Origin of the sequence: Litoreibacter arenae DSM 19593 (assembly GCF_000442275.2) — a bacterium.
GTDB classification, from domain to species: Bacteria; Pseudomonadota; Alphaproteobacteria; order Rhodobacterales; family Rhodobacteraceae; genus Litoreibacter; species Litoreibacter arenae.
Genome location: NZ_KE557312.1, coordinates 108,940 through 123,270 on the forward strand (window position 1 = coordinate 108,940; position 14,331 = coordinate 123,270).

The window sequence follows — 14,331 nt, forward strand, 5'->3', positions numbered from 1 at the left end:
TTTAAGTCGCGCCAAGGACGAGGAGGGACCCATATGACATACGCCGATATCTACAAACGCTCGCTGGACGACCCCGAAGGTTTCTGGATGGAGCAGGCGGAGGCGATAGACTGGGACCGCAAGCCCTCCAAGGCGCTGTTCTCCGACAGGGCGCCGCTTTACGAGTGGTTCAAGGACGGCCTAGTCAACACCTGCTACAACGCCGTGGACCGTCACGTCGAGGCTGGCAATGGCGACCGCGTGGCGATCATCTATGACAGCCCCGTCACCCACACCAAGCACGAGATCACCTATGCCGAGTTGCAGACCCGCGTAGCCTCGCTTGCGGGTGCGTTGCGTGCCAAGGGTATCGAAGCGGGCGACCGCGTGATTATCTACATGCCGATGGTGCCGGAAGCTTTGGAGGCGATGCTGGCCTGCGCCCGCATCGGAGCCATTCATTCGGTCGTTTTCGGCGGATTTGCTGCCAACGAGCTTGCCGTGCGCATCGACGACGCGACGCCCAAGGCGATCATTGCGGGCTCCTGCGGGATAGAGCCGGGGCGGGTGGTCCACTACAAGCCGCTGCTGGACGGTGCCATCGAATTAGCTAAGCACAAGCCTGACTTCTGCGTGATCTTCCAGCGCGAGCAGGAAGTCGCCAAGCTGATCGAAGGGCGCGACTACGACTGGCACGCGTTTCAGTACGGCGTCGAGCCAGCCGAATGTGTGCCGGTATCGGGCGACCATCCGGCCTATATCCTCTACACCTCGGGCACCACGGGCCAGCCCAAGGGCGTGATCCGCGCGACGGGCGGGCATCTGGTGGCGTTGAACTGGACGATGAAGAACATCTACGACGTGGAGCCGGGCGACGTGTTCTGGGCGGCCTCTGACGTTGGCTGGGTGGTGGGCCACAGCTACATTTGCTACGCGCCGCTGATCCACGGCAATACCACCGTGGTATTCGAAGGCAAGCCGGTCGGCACGCCCGACGCAGGCACCTTCTGGCGGGTGATTTCCGAGCACAAGGTCAAGAGCTTCTTCACCGCCCCCACGGCCTTCCGAGCGGTGAAGCGCGTGGACCCGGATGGCGAATTCATCAAGAAATACGACCTGTCCTGCTTAAAAACAGTTTATCTGGCGGGCGAGCGCGCAGACCCCGACACGATCGAATGGATGCAGGAGCATCTGCAAAAGCCGATCATCGACCACTGGTGGCAGACCGAGACCGGCTACACCATCGCGGGGAACCCGATGGGGATCGAGCCTATGCGGGTCAAGATCGGCTCCCCCACCGTGGCGATGCCCGGCTATGACGTGCAGATCCTCGACGAGGGCGGGCATCCCGTGAAAGCGGGCGAGCTGGGCGCCATCGCGATCAAACTGCCCCTACCGCCTGGCACATTGCCAAACCTGTGGAACGCTGAGGAGCGTTTCATCAAGAGCTACCTCACCCACTTCCCCGGCTACTATGAGACCGGCGATGCGGGCATGATCGACGAGGACGGATACCTCTACGTCATGGCCCGCACCGACGATGTAATCAACGTGGCAGGCCACCGGTTGTCCACGGGCGGCATGGAAGAGGTGCTGGCGAGCCACCCCGACGTGGCCGAGTGTGCTGTCATCGGGGTCAGCGACGAGTTGAAAGGTCAGCTGCCGATGGGCTTTCTGTGCCTGAGCAACGGCGTGACCCGTCCCCATGACGAGATCGTCAAAGAAGTCGTCCAGAAGGTGCGCGACCAGATCGGCCCGGTTGCCGCGTTCAAGCTGGCCTGTGTGGTGGACCGGTTGCCGAAAACGCGGTCCGGCAAGATTTTGCGCGCCACGATGGTGTCGATTGCGGATGGCAAGGACTTCAAAATGCCCGCAACGATTGACGATCCTGCGATCCTTGATGAAATCAAGGAGGCTGTGGCGGGGTTGGGCTACCCTCAGGGCTGAGATTTTCCCACGTCGATACCTATCTGCGAAAGTTTGATCAGCTTGGCATGTTTCGCCGAAGCTTGGCATTGAAACTCCGCGCCGTGCGCTTCACTATCGCGGCAAACGTCTTGGGGGACATTGATGTCTGATCTGCTGCCACATGCGCTGTCCGTTCGCGAGAACGCTCACGCGCCGTATTCCAAGTTTCAGGTGGGGGCCGCCGTTCGGACCAAGTCGGGCTCGGTCTTTGTCGGCTGTAACGTCGAGAACGTGGCCTATCCCGAAGGCACCTGCGCGGAGGCGGGGGCCATTGCCGCCATGGTCGCGGCGGGCGAGCGCGAGATTGCGGAAGTCTGCGTCGTGGCCGGATCACCGACTCCCGTGCCGCCCTGTGGCGGGTGCCGCCAGAAACTGGCGGAATTCGCGGCGGGTGACGTGCCGGTGACGCTGGCGACGGTCGAGGGAACCTTGGAACGCACCACCGTCGCCGCTTTATTGCCCGGTGCTTTCGACGCGGGGCATATGGCTTAGGCATGGACGCCGCGCAGATCATAGGGAAAATCCGTACCCGCGAAACCGTCACCGCCGCTGAATGCCGCTGGTTCGGAAAGGCCTTGGCCGAAGAACACGGAATAAGCGACGCGCAAGCGGGCGCGTTCGCCATGGCGGTTGCCATAGAAGGCTTGGGCGCAGACGGGCGCGTGGGGCTCACCGAAGGCATGCGCGACAGCGGCGATGTGCTGCGTTGGAAACTGCCGGGGCCGGTGCTGGACAAGCACTCGACCGGCGGGGTGGGCGATCCGGTGTCGCTGGTGCTGGCCCCCGCTTTGGCTGTGTGCGGGGCGTATGTGCCGATGGTCTCCGGGCGCGGGTTGGGACACACCGGCGGCACGCTCGACAAGCTGGAGGCCATTCCGGGCTATGTGTGCAACGTGACGACCTCGAAGCTGCAACATGTCGTGCGCGAAGCGGGATGCGCCATTGTCGGCGCGTCTGGCGAGGTAGCCCCGGCGGACAAGCGCCTCTATGCGATCCGCGATGTGACGGCGACGGTGGACAGCATCGACCTGATTACCGCGTCAATCCTTGCCAAGAAGCTGGCGGCGGGGCTGGAAGGCTTGGTGTTGGACGTGAAAACCGGCAACGGCGCGATTTTGCGGGACGCAGCACAAGCCAAACGCCTGGCTTATTCCCTCGTCGAGGTCGCGAAAGGCGCGGGCTGCCCCACAACCGCGCTGATAACCGATATGTCGCAGCCACTTGCCACGGCGGCAGGCAACGCTGTGGAAATCCGCGCGGTGATGGAGGCGCTGAGCGGCAGCGGCCAGAAGCGGTTGCGTGAGGTCGCGCTGGCTCTTGGGGCGGAGTTGCTGGGGAACAACAAGCAGATGAACCTCGATACGGAAGCCGCGTGGGGCGCACTCAACGACGCGATCACCTCTGGTGCGGCGATGGAGCGGTTCTGCCGCATGGTGGCCTATCTGGGCGGGCCGACCGACTTTGACGAAACTTGGCGGTTCTGCCTCCCCGAGGCCAACATCGTGCGCGAGGTGTTGCCGCTGGCGACGGGCTATGTGCGGGCCATCGACACGCGGGCCTTGGGGCTGGCGGTAGTCGAGCTTGGCGGCGGACGCAGGCGGGAGACGGACAAGATAGACCCGTCAGTGGGTTTGTCCGGCTTCAAGCGCATCGGTGAGAAGGTCGACAAAACTACCCCACTGGCGATGGTTCACGCGGCGACGGAAGAGGCCGCGGCCAAGGCGGAACGCGCCGTGCGCAAGGCGTTCCAGATCGGCTCGGCCAAGGTCAACGCGCCGGAGCTGTTCGTCGATCGGGTGGCAGTATGAGCCGCGCGTTTCTGGTAGTGCTCGACTCAGTAGGCTGCGGCGGTGCGCCCGATGCCGCGCGGTTTGGCGATGACGGGGCCAACACGCTGGGCCATATCCACCAGACTGTCGGTCTTCGTATGCCCAATCTGATGCGGCTGGGGCTGGCACAAGCGGCTGGACTGTCGGACATCGCGGGCGAGGGCCTGTTCGGCGTCGCGCGGGAAGTGTCGATGGGCAAGGACACGCCTTCGGGTCATTGGGAACTGGCAGGCGTGCCGGTCCCTTGGGACTGGCATTATTTCCCCGACACGCATCCCGCGTTCCCGCCGGAGATCACAGCAGAGGTGGCAAAGTTCTGCGGCACAGATGGCGTCCTGGGGGACTGCCACGCATCCGGCACGCAGATCATCGAGCGGTTAGGCGAGGAGCATATGCGGACCGGCAAGCCGATCTGCTACACCTCCGCCGATAGCGTGTTCCAGATCGCCGCGCATGAGGAAAGCTTCGGGCTTGAGCGGCTGCAAGATATCTGCCGCCATATGGCCCCGATGCTGCACGCGATGAAAGTGGGCCGCGTGATTTCGCGGCCTTTCCTGGGGCAAAACGCAGCGGATTTCAAACGCACCAGCAACCGGCATGACTACGCGATGGAGATACCCTCGCCCACATTGCTGGACTGGGCGAAGGCGGACGGGCGGGCGACTTACGGGGTCGGCAAGATCGGCGATATATTCTCGGGGCGCGGCGTCGATGAAAACCGCAAGGGCTTTGACGACGCGTTGATGGGGCATCTGTCGGATCTGGTGGACGAGGCACCGGACGGCGCTCTGGTCTTCGCCAATTTCGTCGAATTCGACAGCCTTTATGGCCACCGCCGCGAACCGGAAGGATATGCGACACATCTGGAATGGTTCGACGAAGCCATCGGCCCTGTGCTGGAGAAGCTGCGCAAAGGTGACCTGATGCTGTTCACCGCCGACCATGGCAACGACCCCACATGGCACGGCACCGAACACACCCGCGAGCAGGTGCCTGTCGTGGCCGCTGGCGTGGGTCGCAAGGACATCGGGCAGGTCATGTTTGTGGACGTCGCGGCCTCGGTCGCGGATCATTTGGGGCTGAGCGAGCGCGGCCCGGGACGGAGCTTTCTATGATCCCCAAGGTTGAATTGCATCTGCACATCGAAGGCGCGGCGCCGCCCGCCTTCATTCGCGGTCTGGCGCAGGAGAAAGGCGTCAATCTGGACGGCGTGTTCAGCGAAGACGGCTCTTACCGTTTCGAGGGGTTCACCCAGTTCCTGCGCGTCTACGAAGCCGCTTGCACGGTTCTGACCGGCCCCGAAGAGTTCGCCCGCCTGACGACAGCAGTGCTGGAACGGTCGATGGAGCAGGGCGTCATCTACACCGAAGCCTTCCTGTCACCCGACTTTTGCGGCGGCGGCGACGTGGGCGCGTGGCGCGAATACATGCACGCCATGCGGGAGGCTGCGTCGCGACAGCCTGATATCGAGATGCGGGGCATCGTCACCTGCATCCGCCATTTCGGGCCGGAACAGGCAAAGACCGCTGCGCTTTGCGCGGCCGAAACGGCCGGCGATTTCATCACCGGTTTCGGGATGGGAGGCGACGAGACGCAAGGCACGCAAGGCGACTTCGCCTACAGCTTTGACATGGCCCGCGAGGCGGGGCTGCGGCTGACCACTCATGCGGGCGAATGGGGCGGCGCCGAAAGCGTCTGGCAGGCCGTGCGCGACCTGGGCGTGGAGCGCGTGGGACATGGCGTGCAAGCAATCGACGACCCCGCGCTGGTCGATCATCTGGCGGAGCGCGGGATCGTGCTGGAGGTCTGCCCCGGCTCCAACGTGGCGCTCGGGGTGTATCCCGACTGGCGCTCGCACCCGATTGAAAAACTGCGGGAGCGGGGGGTGAAAGTCACTGTGTCCACCGACGACCCACCGTTCTTTCACACCACTCTTGGCGCGGAATATGACCTGTTGGGGCATCATTTCGGCTGGGAAGACGAGATCATCCGCGAGGTGAATATCACCGCCGCGAACGCCGCGTTCTGCGACGACGCCACGCGTGAAACCTTACTGAAGAAACTGGAGCCTGCCTCATGAGCGATATCCCCCACCTGACCATCGTGGACCACCCTTTGGTGCAGCACAAGCTAACGTTGATGCGCGAGAAGGAGACGCCCACAGCGGTGTTCCGGCAGCTTCTGCGCGAGATCAGCCAGTTTCTGGCCTATGAGGTCACCCGCGATCTGGAGTTGGAAACCAAGCGCATCGAGACCCCGATGGAAGCGATGGATGCGCCGACGTTGGCCGGGCGCAAGCTGGCGCTGATCTCGATCCTGCGGGCGGGCAACGGGCTGCTGGACGGAATGCTGGAACTGATCCCGAGCGCCCGGGTGGGTTTTGTCGGGCTCTATCGCGACGAGAAAACCCTGCAACCCGTGCAATACTACTTCAAGGTACCAGAGTTCATGGATGAGCGGATGGTGATCGCCGTGGACCCGATGCTGGCAACGGGGAATTCGTCTGTCGCGGCAATTGATTTGTTGAAGAAAGCCGGGGCCACAAACATCCGATTCTTGTGTCTTTTGGCATCCCCAGAGGGGATCGCGCGGATGAAAGAAGCCCACCCTGATGTACCGATCGTGACAGCTTCGGTAGATAGCCACTTGAATGACAATGGATATATTGTCCCAGGGCTAGGGGATGCGGGAGACCGCATGTACGGCACAAAATAAGGTAGTTTCCGGCTTTACTTGGTAGTGTCTCTGTTGCAGAGTAACCACTATATTTAGTGGGGACTGATATGCGACTTCTGCGATTGCTGTCTGTGTCAATATTGGCGCTGAGCATGGGGCTGATTGGTGCCGATGCACAAAGCCTGCGCCGCGATAACGGACCGGCGGAAACTCCGCCTGCGTCCTTTAAGGGCAATCAATACGTAGACAGTCAAGGCTGCGTTTATATCCGGGCTGGCTATGCAGGACAGGTCAACTGGGTGCCGCGTGTAAGCCGCTCGCGGAAAGTCCTGTGTGGCCAGCGTCCAAGCCTCGCGCCGCAGACCGCGTCCAAGTCCGCTACTGCGACGCGCACTGCCGCAAGCGCGAAGGTGGTGAAGCGTAAAGCCAATGTCGCCCCAGCCGAGCCAAAGGCGCAAACCCGCGTCGTGCGCAAGGTTGTGCGCCAGAAACCGCAGGCCCAACCCGTCGCACCGGCGCGCGCACAGGTCGACCCCAAGCGTGGCACGGCGCAACCGCGCGTTCTCTACCGCTGCGGTGCCAGCGAGTTCAGCTCCCGGTTTATCAATGAGGGCGCACGTTGCGGACCTCAGCAGGGAACCCCGCGAAGCATCATCCGTGAGGAGGTTTCCCCGCAAAGCAACAATCAGCTGCTTGGTCCAAAAGGTGCCAACCGCCGGATTGCAGAGGCACGTCTGCCCGTTGCCAAAGGGTACAAGCGTGTCTGGGAAGACGGGCGTCTAAATCCGCTTCGCGGGGTCGGAACGACATCAGGTAAAGCGCAAATGCAGTTGGTCTGGTCCAACACGGTTCCGAGATATCTGATTGATCCGGCGACCGGTAAACGCGCAACTGCCAAGTAGAAGCGCGTTCTGAGCAGTTTCAAAAACTGCTACTCGGCACAAATTTCCTGAAGGCTGATCCAGTCCCCATCGGATAACAGGCGGGGTGCTTCGACGCCTCGGTAGGGGTCCGCCTCAATCAATTCCAGCGTGCTTTCTCCGGTTACATCCACGGCATAAGCGTACGGGCTGGCCGCGACTTTTGCGGTCGCAAACCGGTCGAGCAGCAAGTCGGCGGCGGGGGCTGCCTGGGGTGTGGCCAACAACGTCTCTGCGTAGTCGCGCAGCACGTCGTCGCTGACTTGGCCCGAGGTCAGCAGGCGCAATGTTGCGGCACCTCCGGCATCAGATAGTAGACGCGCCAACGGGTCGACATCGCGGTTCCTCTCGGACGCGGCGAGCATATAGCCTGCGGCTACATCAGCGGAATCGTGATCCTCTACCACCGTGCGGTTGAGCAAAAGCAGCCCGCCGGGAAGGTAAAGCGCTTCTGGCCCGGACGGCACCACATAGGCCTTTCGAACCCTGTCGCCCAAAACGCGGGCCTTCAGTCGCGCAAGCGCTGCCGCGCCAAGGTTTGATCGGCAGGTATCACCTGTCAGCCGGGTCAGATGCCCCAAAAGCGCAGTTCCAATAGCCAGCCGCTTGCTGTCGGGAACGACGGTTATCGTGTGGCGCACCAACGCGCCTGGAAGCCAGAAATAGCCTAGTGCTGCAATTGCAGCGATCAGACTGGCGAAGATGTAGAGTCGTAAGCGCCCACGTTGAGGGCGTCGGCGAGCAACGGTCCGGCGCACCTTCTCAATCGCGTCTATAAGGGTAGCATCATCCAGCTCCAACTCCTCGCCCGCTTCGGGTCCGGGGCGAAATAACGCGGGGCGGGCACCCGGGTTCAAGCGCTCGATTGCCGGTAGGGACCAGTGTGCCAGCGCGGTGTCGGCCTTGTCCCGGATGATCAGAGTGGCGTTCCCGAATGACACGATCACGTCACGCCTCTGGGCATCGGGGCTTTCGCGCCAGATGCCTGTAGACTCCAGACGATCATACTCTTTCAACGCCGTCATTGCCTGCGGCTGCCTGCTCTTTTTGTTGTGTCAAAGGAGGATAGCTTGAAAGTGATTCTGGCTCAATGTGTTTGCTCAGGGTAGTCGGGCTTTTCGCGCAAGAAGTACGAGGCATGGCATTTTGGGAGTATAATAGCGCCAGCGGCCGCTAAGTGAGGGCAACATGGACTATATGAGGATATTTTTCGATATTGGCATTATTCTGCTCGCCATCGGTTTGCTTTGCTTGCTGATCTGGCGGCATGTTGATCATAGGGCTGACAGGCTGGAGATGAAGCGCCTCTTGCAGCAGCAACCGACCAATCCACCGATATTCTCGATGGACGTTGTGGCAGACCTGCCAGAGCCCGCGCGCCGCTTTTTTGCGTTCGCGATCTCAGAAGGGACGCCATTGTACACGGTGGCGGAAATCGAGATGTCAGGGAAGTTCAGTCTCGGCTCGAAGGAGGCACCCAATTACACAGACATAAGTTCAAAGCAGGTTCTCGCCGCACCGGAAGGCTTCGTTTGGAAGATGTCGGGCGGTTTGGGGCTGATGCGACTGTCCGGATCGGACAGTGGGTACTGGACGCGCTTTTGGCTCGGAGGATTTGTTCCCGTTGCGCGGCTAGGTGGCAATCCCGACCATCGCAAGGCCGCCTTTGGCCGGTATGTGGCAGAAGCGGTGTTCTGGACACCTGCGGCCCTTTTGCCGCGTGAAGGCATTGAGTGGCAGCACGTTGATGAGACGACAGCGCGCGTCGTGGTGCGGCATAAGGGACTTGAGCAAGCGGTCGATATCCATGTCGATGAGGATGGCCGCCCGACGCAGGTGGTATTTCCTCGCTGGAGCGACGCGAACCCTGAAAAGACCTACCGCATCCAGCCGTTTGGCGGATATCTGTCAGATTTCCGTGAGGTTCAAGGCTTTCGGTTACCCATGCATGTGGAGGCGGGCAACCAGTTTGGCACTGATGAGTATTTTCCTTTTTATTTGATCAATGTCACGAAGCTCAGGTTTCCGCCCGTGTCGCGATGACTGCGGTATGGCCCGAATTCCGGTCGAACATTGCATCGCGGTTGACCCATACGACAATTGCGGCGGCCAACACGAAAAAGATCGTGTCATAGGGCTGGGCGTCCGGCCAAAGCGGGTTGTTGAGTTGGAAGTGGAAAAGGGCAGCCAGAAGGATGCTGCCGCCTGATGCATTGAACAGCGGTGTAAGAATGACGCTGACCGCGATTGAGCCGATGATAAACGGCGATATGCCCCACGCGCTTTGTGGCGTGCCGCTGAGAAAAAATGCAGGCAGGTGCCAAGCGCCCCATATGATTCCGAGCAGCAGGCCGGCCCAAATCGGAGCCATTTTGCGCTGCAACAACGGCAGTGCCAGACCGCGCCAGCCGAATTCCTCCATTGGCCCTAGAACCAACATGAATCCCATAGCGGCAATCGCGGCGCCCGGAGACGGAAAGGGAGCCTCGATTGTTGCCCCTTTCACAAAAGCTCCCGCATAGTAGATTGCAGGAATCGTAAATACGACGAACGCGGCCCATCCCCAAGAGCAGCGCCACAGCAGTAGCCGTGACAGGAAGCCCGTCAAACCTGCCCGTCCCGCATATCGCAACACGAGGCTGACGGCCGCGATTGCTGGGGAGTACACCGCAAGAATGAATAACGGATTGCTTGCACTAACCTCGCCGAATAGTCGGGCAACCGTATCGCTAAAATAGATCAGGACCGCGAGTGAGCTCCACGCCAGTCCGAACGCTATAGCAAAGAACGGCAGTAGCGCGGAGGTCGGAACTCTATAGGGCGCAAGGGCGCGACGTGCCATTTTACATCCTTCTGAATACCGGAGAAGGTTAGCAACTTTTGAGAGATCTCGCGTTGCGGCGGATCAATACCGGACAACCCTTAGAGCATTTTCGCCAGTTCCCGCAGCTCGAACTTCTGGATCTTGCCGGTGGACGTCTTGGGAAGCTCTTGGAAGACCACCAGTTTGGGCGTTTTGAATCCAGCCAATTGTGCGCGGGCGTGGTCGATAAGGTCGGCCTCGGTCGCTTGTGCCCCCGATTTCAGTTCGACGAATGCGCACGGCACCTCGCCCCATTTGGCGTCGGGCTTGGCCACCACTGCACAGAGCGAGACGGCAGGGTGGGACATCAGCACGCCCTCGACCTCCACGCTGGATACGTTTTCGCCGCCGGAGATGATAATGTCCTTGGCGCGATCGGCGATCTGGATATGTGTGTCAGGGTGTTGCACCGCAATGTCGCCTGAATGGAAATGGCCGCCTGCGAAGGCTTCCTCGGTGGCTTGCGGGTTCTTGAAATATCCCTTCATCACGGAATTTCCACGCATGACGATTTCGCCTTGGGTGGTCTTGTCCATAGGGACTTGGCGGTTGTGCTCATCGACGACCGTAACATATTCCATCATCGGCATCGCGATGCCCTGACGCGCTTTCATGGCGGCCTTGTCGGGATCATCATGCGCGTCCCAATCGGGGTTCCACAGGCATTCGGTGACATGGCCATAGGTCTCGGTCAGGCCATAGACATGCGTGACGTTGAACCCGAGTGCCTCTATCGCCGCCAGTGTCGCAGGGGCAGGGGGGGCGCCTGCGGTAAAGACCTCGACGGTGTGGTCGAAGGTCTTGCGCGCCTCGGGCTGCGCGTTCACCAGCATGTTCAGCACAATGGGTGCGCCGCCGAAATGGGTCACGCCTTCGTCCGCAATGGCGGTGTAGATCGCCTCGGCGGTGATATCGCGGCAGCAATGCACCGCCCCGCCCAGAACCGGCATCATCCAAGTATGGTTCCAGCCGTTGCAGTGGAACAGCGGCACGATCGCAAGGAACTTCGGGTAGAGTTGCATCCGCCATGACACCACCGTCCCCATGGTCATCAGATAGGCCCCGCGATGGTGGTAGACGACGCCTTTTGGCCGTCCCGTGGTGCCGGAGGTGTAGTTGAGGGCGAGGCTTTCCCACTCGTCTTCGGGCATGTGCCAAGGCGCATCCGGGTCGCCTTCGGACAGCAAATCCTCATAGGTTACATGGCGGCCAGTGGCGGGATAGCCCGCTTGGTCGTCGGGTATTTCGATAATCTCGGGGCCTTCGCCCTCGCAAGCCGCCTTGGCGGCTTCGGCAAGTGGCAGAAACTGGGTGTCGCACAGGACGATTTTCGCTTCGCCATGCTCGAAGATGTAGGCGACGGTTCCGGTGTCCAGACGTGTGTTGATGGTATTCAGCACAGCCCCGCAGGCAGGCACGCCGAAATGCGCCTCCGCCTGCGCGGGCAGGTTGGGGATGAGGGTTGCGACTACGTCGCCGGGAGCGATGCCACGTTTGGCAAGGGCGGAGGCGAGGCGGGACACGCGGGCGTGGTATTCCGTATAGGTCAATCGGCGGGTGCCATATACCAACGCCTCCCGCGTCGGGAACGCTGTGCGGGCGCGTTGCAGGTGCGACAATGGCGTGAGCGGAACGTAGTTCGCAGTGCGCTTGTCCAGCCCTGTTTCATCCGACATCCAGCCCATTGTCTTTTCCTCCGTTGCAGGCAACTCTGCCACCGAACCTTGCCGAAGCAAGATGCGCTTGGGAAGAAAAAATCCGTGACGAGGGGAAATGGCATGACAACCGACACGGGGCACCCTTTGCCAACACGCTACGATCCCCGCCAAGCCGCCATGCTGGCCGTGTTCGGAATGAGCTGCCTTGCCTTCATCGACAACTTCGTGCCGGTGATCGCGCGTGACATAGGGCTGTGGCAGTTCCATGCAGCCCGTTCGGCGATGATTCTTGCGGGGTTGCTGCCACTGGCAGTGCTGATGGGCTGGCGCCTGCGGCCGCGTAGCTGGCGTGCGGTGGCGTGGCGGTCCTTTTGCATCGCGTCTGCGATGATGCTCTATTTCGGCGCGACAGCAACGATGCCCGTGTCGCAGGTGGCGGCGGGGTTGTTGAGCTCACCCATTTTCGTAGTGCTCATCTCTTGGGGCTTTTACGGTGCCGAAATCGGGAAGTGGAGGTGGCTGGCGGTCACACTCGGCTTTGCCGGGGTGCTGCTTGTGCTTCGTCCGTCTGGCGACACGCTCAGCGTGTTGAATGTCGTCCCGCTCTTTGCGGGGCTACTTTACGCCTTGGGGGCAGTCGCCACGCGGCGCTACTGTGCCGACGAAAATGAGGCCGTGCTGGTCGCGGGGTTTTTCGGAACGTCCGGATTGTTCGGCGTAGTCGGTCTGCTCGTGCTGGCGGGCACGGTCACAGACCCTGCGATTGACGGCTTTTTCGGCACCGGCTTGCAAACATGGACAAGCGACGCGCTGTTCTGGACCTTCTGGCAGGCAGTGGTCTCGGTGATTGGGATCGGGTCATTATTTCGCGCCTACCTTTTGGCCGAGGCGAGCCACGTTGCGGTGTTTGAATACGCGTTTATCGTCGCGGCAGCATTCTGGGGCTACATGCTTTGGGGGCAGGTGCCGGACGCCTTTGCGCTTTTGGGCATGGCGTTCATTATTGCTGCCGGAGTGGTCATCATCAAGCGCAGCGGGGCTGCATGATTATCTCGCCGGGCCGGAATTACATCTTTGTGCATATCCCGAAGACCGGCGGCACCTCCATGGCGCTGGCGCTTGAGGGGAAGGCGAAGGCCGACGACATCATGCTGGGTGACACGCCAAAGGCGCTGAAGCGCCGGAGACGGGTGCGTGATGTGCGGGCGGCGGGACGGTTGTGGAAACACTCCACGTTGCGCGACATTGTCGGGCTGGTGTCGGAGACCCAGATCGAGGCTGCGAACGTCTTCACCATGGTCCGCAACCCATGGGATCGCGTGGTGAGCTACTATCATTGGTTGCGCGTCCAGTCGTTCGAGCATCCGGCGGTGGAACTGGCGCAACAACTCGATTTCAGTGATTTCCTGAACCATCCTCAGACGGTGGCGTCCCTTCGGGCGTCGCCTTACGGCTCCTACGTCACCCCTGCGAGCGGTCATGAACACTGCGCATTGTTCGTAAGACTGGAGCATCTGGACGAAGATCTGCCCAAACTGGAGACGCTGATCGGCTGCAAGCTGGGTGCGTTCCCCCATAGCAACCGCTCTGAGCGCGGCGATTACCGCGGCGAATACAGCTCCGCCGACCGCGATCTTGTCACCGAGATTTGTGCATCTGATATTGCGCGTTTCAACTATCGGTTTTGATTGTTCTCAATTCGAACACAATTCGCCAAAAAATGACCTTTTTGCGGTCCAATCCCTGACGCGGGCTGATCGCAACGTCACCTGAATTAGAAACAAACCGACAGGTGATGGACATGTTTTTCAAATCCAGCCGCAAAACCACCAACATCGAACCACTGGTTCTCTCGATCGCTCCGAGCGCGGGTATTTTCGCAGGCACAAAAATTGCCACGCGTCACCGTTGGACGCCGGTAGAGCAATTGTCGGTTGGCGACAAAGTCCTGACCGCTGAAAATGGTGAACAAGTCATTACGCAGCTTGAGGTGTCGACGCTGTCTCTGACCTCGGCCCGGGCGAATGCAGGTCAGTGGCCTCTGTTGGTGCCTGAAGGTGCCATCGGAAACGAACATGCGATGCTGGTGTCCCCCGATACGCGTCTGGTGATTGAGCACGACGCCGCCGGCGTCTTGTTCGGCGAGGCTTGTGTGACCGTGCGGGCCGAAACGCTGATCGGCTATCGCGGCATCGCCCGCGCTCGCGTAAAAGGTGAGCTGACCCACGTGACAATCCGTTTTGAGGACGCGCAAACGCTGGTCGTCGAAGGCGGCGTTTTCATCGACATTCCTGCGCCAAACGGGTTGCAACGTTTCACGCCCTTGAATGACCGCCAGTCGCGTCTGCTTGTGCGCAACATGGGTGAGGCCGATCGGAAGAGCCGCGCTCGTCCAGTGGCGGCGGGTTGGATTTAAGGCGGCACCAAGTTTCTTAGAA

14 protein-coding genes are annotated in these 14,331 nt (G+C 61.0%); 11 read left to right on the forward strand and 3 right to left on the reverse strand.

The genetic code is table 11. The annotated features are described in order from the left end of the window. Positions 1-33 precede the first annotated feature (33 nt). The 7 genes from prpE to THALAR_RS10710 all read left to right on the forward strand — a co-directional run bounded on the left by prpE (position 34) and on the right by THALAR_RS10710 (position 7,354). A complete protein-coding gene (prpE, locus tag THALAR_RS10680) occupies positions 34-1,926 on the forward strand; it encodes a propionate-CoA ligase PrpE (RefSeq protein WP_021101567.1) in 1,893 nt (630 codons plus the stop codon). A gap of 123 nt (positions 1,927-2,049) precedes the next feature. Then, positions 2,050-2,439 (forward strand): cytidine deaminase, encoded by a 390-nt coding sequence (locus THALAR_RS10685; RefSeq protein ID WP_021101568.1) that lies wholly within the window; start codon positions 2,050-2,052, stop codon positions 2,437-2,439. A 2-nt stretch (positions 2,440-2,441) separates the two neighbouring features. Then, positions 2,442-3,755, forward strand: coding sequence for a thymidine phosphorylase (locus tag THALAR_RS10690; RefSeq protein WP_021101569.1), 1,314 nt, complete (start codon positions 2,442-2,444; stop codon positions 3,753-3,755). After that, complete coding sequence (locus THALAR_RS10695; protein ID WP_021101570.1) at positions 3,752-4,891, forward strand: phosphopentomutase; 1,140 nt, start codon at positions 3,752-3,754, stop codon at positions 4,889-4,891. The genes THALAR_RS10690 and THALAR_RS10695 overlap by 4 nt, the downstream gene beginning before the upstream one ends. Further along, positions 4,888-5,856 (forward strand): adenosine deaminase, encoded by a 969-nt coding sequence (locus THALAR_RS10700; RefSeq protein ID WP_021101571.1) that lies wholly within the window; start codon positions 4,888-4,890, stop codon positions 5,854-5,856. Before THALAR_RS10695 ends, THALAR_RS10700 begins: the two co-directional genes overlap by 4 nt. Beyond that, a complete protein-coding gene (upp, locus tag THALAR_RS10705) occupies positions 5,853-6,491 on the forward strand; it encodes a uracil phosphoribosyltransferase (protein ID WP_021101572.1) in 639 nt (212 codons plus the stop codon). The genes THALAR_RS10700 and upp overlap by 4 nt, the downstream gene beginning before the upstream one ends. Positions 6,492-6,559: 68 nt before the next feature. After that, positions 6,560-7,354: a hypothetical protein gene (locus THALAR_RS10710; RefSeq protein WP_021101573.1), complete on the forward strand. Its 795-nt coding sequence runs from the start codon at positions 6,560-6,562 to the stop codon at positions 7,352-7,354. 29 nt (positions 7,355-7,383) lie between these two features. Here the strand turns inward: THALAR_RS10710 and THALAR_RS10715 are convergent, their stop codons facing one another. Beyond that, entirely contained in the window at positions 7,384-8,397 is a 1,014-nt protein-coding gene (locus THALAR_RS10715) for a hypothetical protein (RefSeq protein WP_021101574.1), read from the reverse strand. A 163-nt stretch (positions 8,398-8,560) separates the two neighbouring features. Between THALAR_RS10715 and THALAR_RS10720 the strand changes: the two genes are divergently transcribed. After that, on the forward strand, positions 8,561-9,415 hold the full coding sequence (locus tag THALAR_RS10720; RefSeq protein WP_021101575.1) for a DUF6544 family protein: 855 nt from the start codon (positions 8,561-8,563) through the stop codon (positions 9,413-9,415). Here THALAR_RS10720 and THALAR_RS10725 read toward each other — a convergent pair. Further along, complete coding sequence (locus tag THALAR_RS10725) at positions 9,390-10,214, reverse strand: CPBP family intramembrane glutamic endopeptidase (RefSeq protein WP_040818395.1); 825 nt, start codon at positions 10,212-10,214, stop codon at positions 9,390-9,392. The two genes, THALAR_RS10720 and THALAR_RS10725, sit on opposite strands and share 26 nt — an antisense overlap. A gap of 80 nt (positions 10,215-10,294) precedes the next feature. Next, positions 10,295-11,920, reverse strand: coding sequence for an AMP-binding protein (locus THALAR_RS10730; RefSeq protein ID WP_021101577.1), 1,626 nt, complete (start codon positions 11,918-11,920; stop codon positions 10,295-10,297). 93 nt (positions 11,921-12,013) lie between these two features. Between THALAR_RS10730 and THALAR_RS10735 the strand changes: the two genes are divergently transcribed. The 3 genes from THALAR_RS10735 to THALAR_RS10745 all read left to right on the forward strand — a co-directional run bounded on the left by THALAR_RS10735 (position 12,014) and on the right by THALAR_RS10745 (position 14,309). Beyond that, positions 12,014-12,940 carry a DMT family transporter gene (locus tag THALAR_RS10735; RefSeq protein ID WP_021101578.1) on the forward strand — a complete coding sequence of 309 codons (927 nt, stop codon included), beginning with the start codon at positions 12,014-12,016 and terminating at the stop codon, positions 12,938-12,940. Further along, positions 12,937-13,581 carry a sulfotransferase family 2 domain-containing protein gene (locus THALAR_RS10740; protein WP_021101579.1) on the forward strand — a complete coding sequence of 215 codons (645 nt, stop codon included), beginning with the start codon at positions 12,937-12,939 and terminating at the stop codon, positions 13,579-13,581. Before THALAR_RS10735 ends, THALAR_RS10740 begins: the two co-directional genes overlap by 4 nt. Positions 13,582-13,688: 107 nt before the next feature. Further along, on the forward strand, positions 13,689-14,309 hold the full coding sequence (locus THALAR_RS10745; RefSeq protein WP_040818397.1) for a Hint domain-containing protein: 621 nt from the start codon (positions 13,689-13,691) through the stop codon (positions 14,307-14,309). Positions 14,310-14,331: the final 22 nt, after the last annotated feature.

What these genes read in the sequence shown, in the direction of transcription:
- THALAR_RS10695 (WP_021101570.1), top strand. Translation starts at nt 3,752, where the DNA reads ATGAGCCGCGCGTTTCTGGTAGTGCTCGACTCAGTAGGCTGCGGCGGT.
- THALAR_RS10685 (WP_021101568.1), top strand. Translation starts at nt 2,050, where the DNA reads ATGTCTGATCTGCTGCCACATGCGCTGTCCGTTCGCGAGAACGCTCAC.
- THALAR_RS10725 (WP_040818395.1), bottom strand. Translation starts at nt 10,214, where the DNA reads ATGGCACGTCGCGCCCTTGCGCCCTATAGAGTTCCGACCTCCGCGCTA.
- THALAR_RS10740 (WP_021101579.1), top strand. Translation starts at nt 12,937, where the DNA reads ATGATTATCTCGCCGGGCCGGAATTACATCTTTGTGCATATCCCGAAG.
- prpE (WP_021101567.1), top strand. Translation starts at nt 34, where the DNA reads ATGACATACGCCGATATCTACAAACGCTCGCTGGACGACCCCGAAGGT.
- THALAR_RS10700 (WP_021101571.1), top strand. Translation starts at nt 4,888, where the DNA reads ATGATCCCCAAGGTTGAATTGCATCTGCACATCGAAGGCGCGGCGCCG.
- THALAR_RS10720 (WP_021101575.1), top strand. Translation starts at nt 8,561, where the DNA reads ATGGACTATATGAGGATATTTTTCGATATTGGCATTATTCTGCTCGCC.
- THALAR_RS10745 (WP_040818397.1), top strand. Translation starts at nt 13,689, where the DNA reads ATGGACATGTTTTTCAAATCCAGCCGCAAAACCACCAACATCGAACCA.
- upp (WP_021101572.1), top strand. Translation starts at nt 5,853, where the DNA reads ATGAGCGATATCCCCCACCTGACCATCGTGGACCACCCTTTGGTGCAG.
- THALAR_RS10735 (WP_021101578.1), top strand. Translation starts at nt 12,014, where the DNA reads ATGACAACCGACACGGGGCACCCTTTGCCAACACGCTACGATCCCCGC.
- THALAR_RS10690 (WP_021101569.1), top strand. Translation starts at nt 2,442, where the DNA reads ATGGACGCCGCGCAGATCATAGGGAAAATCCGTACCCGCGAAACCGTC.
- THALAR_RS10715 (WP_021101574.1), bottom strand. Translation starts at nt 8,397, where the DNA reads ATGACGGCGTTGAAAGAGTATGATCGTCTGGAGTCTACAGGCATCTGG.
- THALAR_RS10710 (WP_021101573.1), top strand. Translation starts at nt 6,560, where the DNA reads ATGCGACTTCTGCGATTGCTGTCTGTGTCAATATTGGCGCTGAGCATG.
- THALAR_RS10730 (WP_021101577.1), bottom strand. Translation starts at nt 11,920, where the DNA reads ATGGGCTGGATGTCGGATGAAACAGGGCTGGACAAGCGCACTGCGAAC.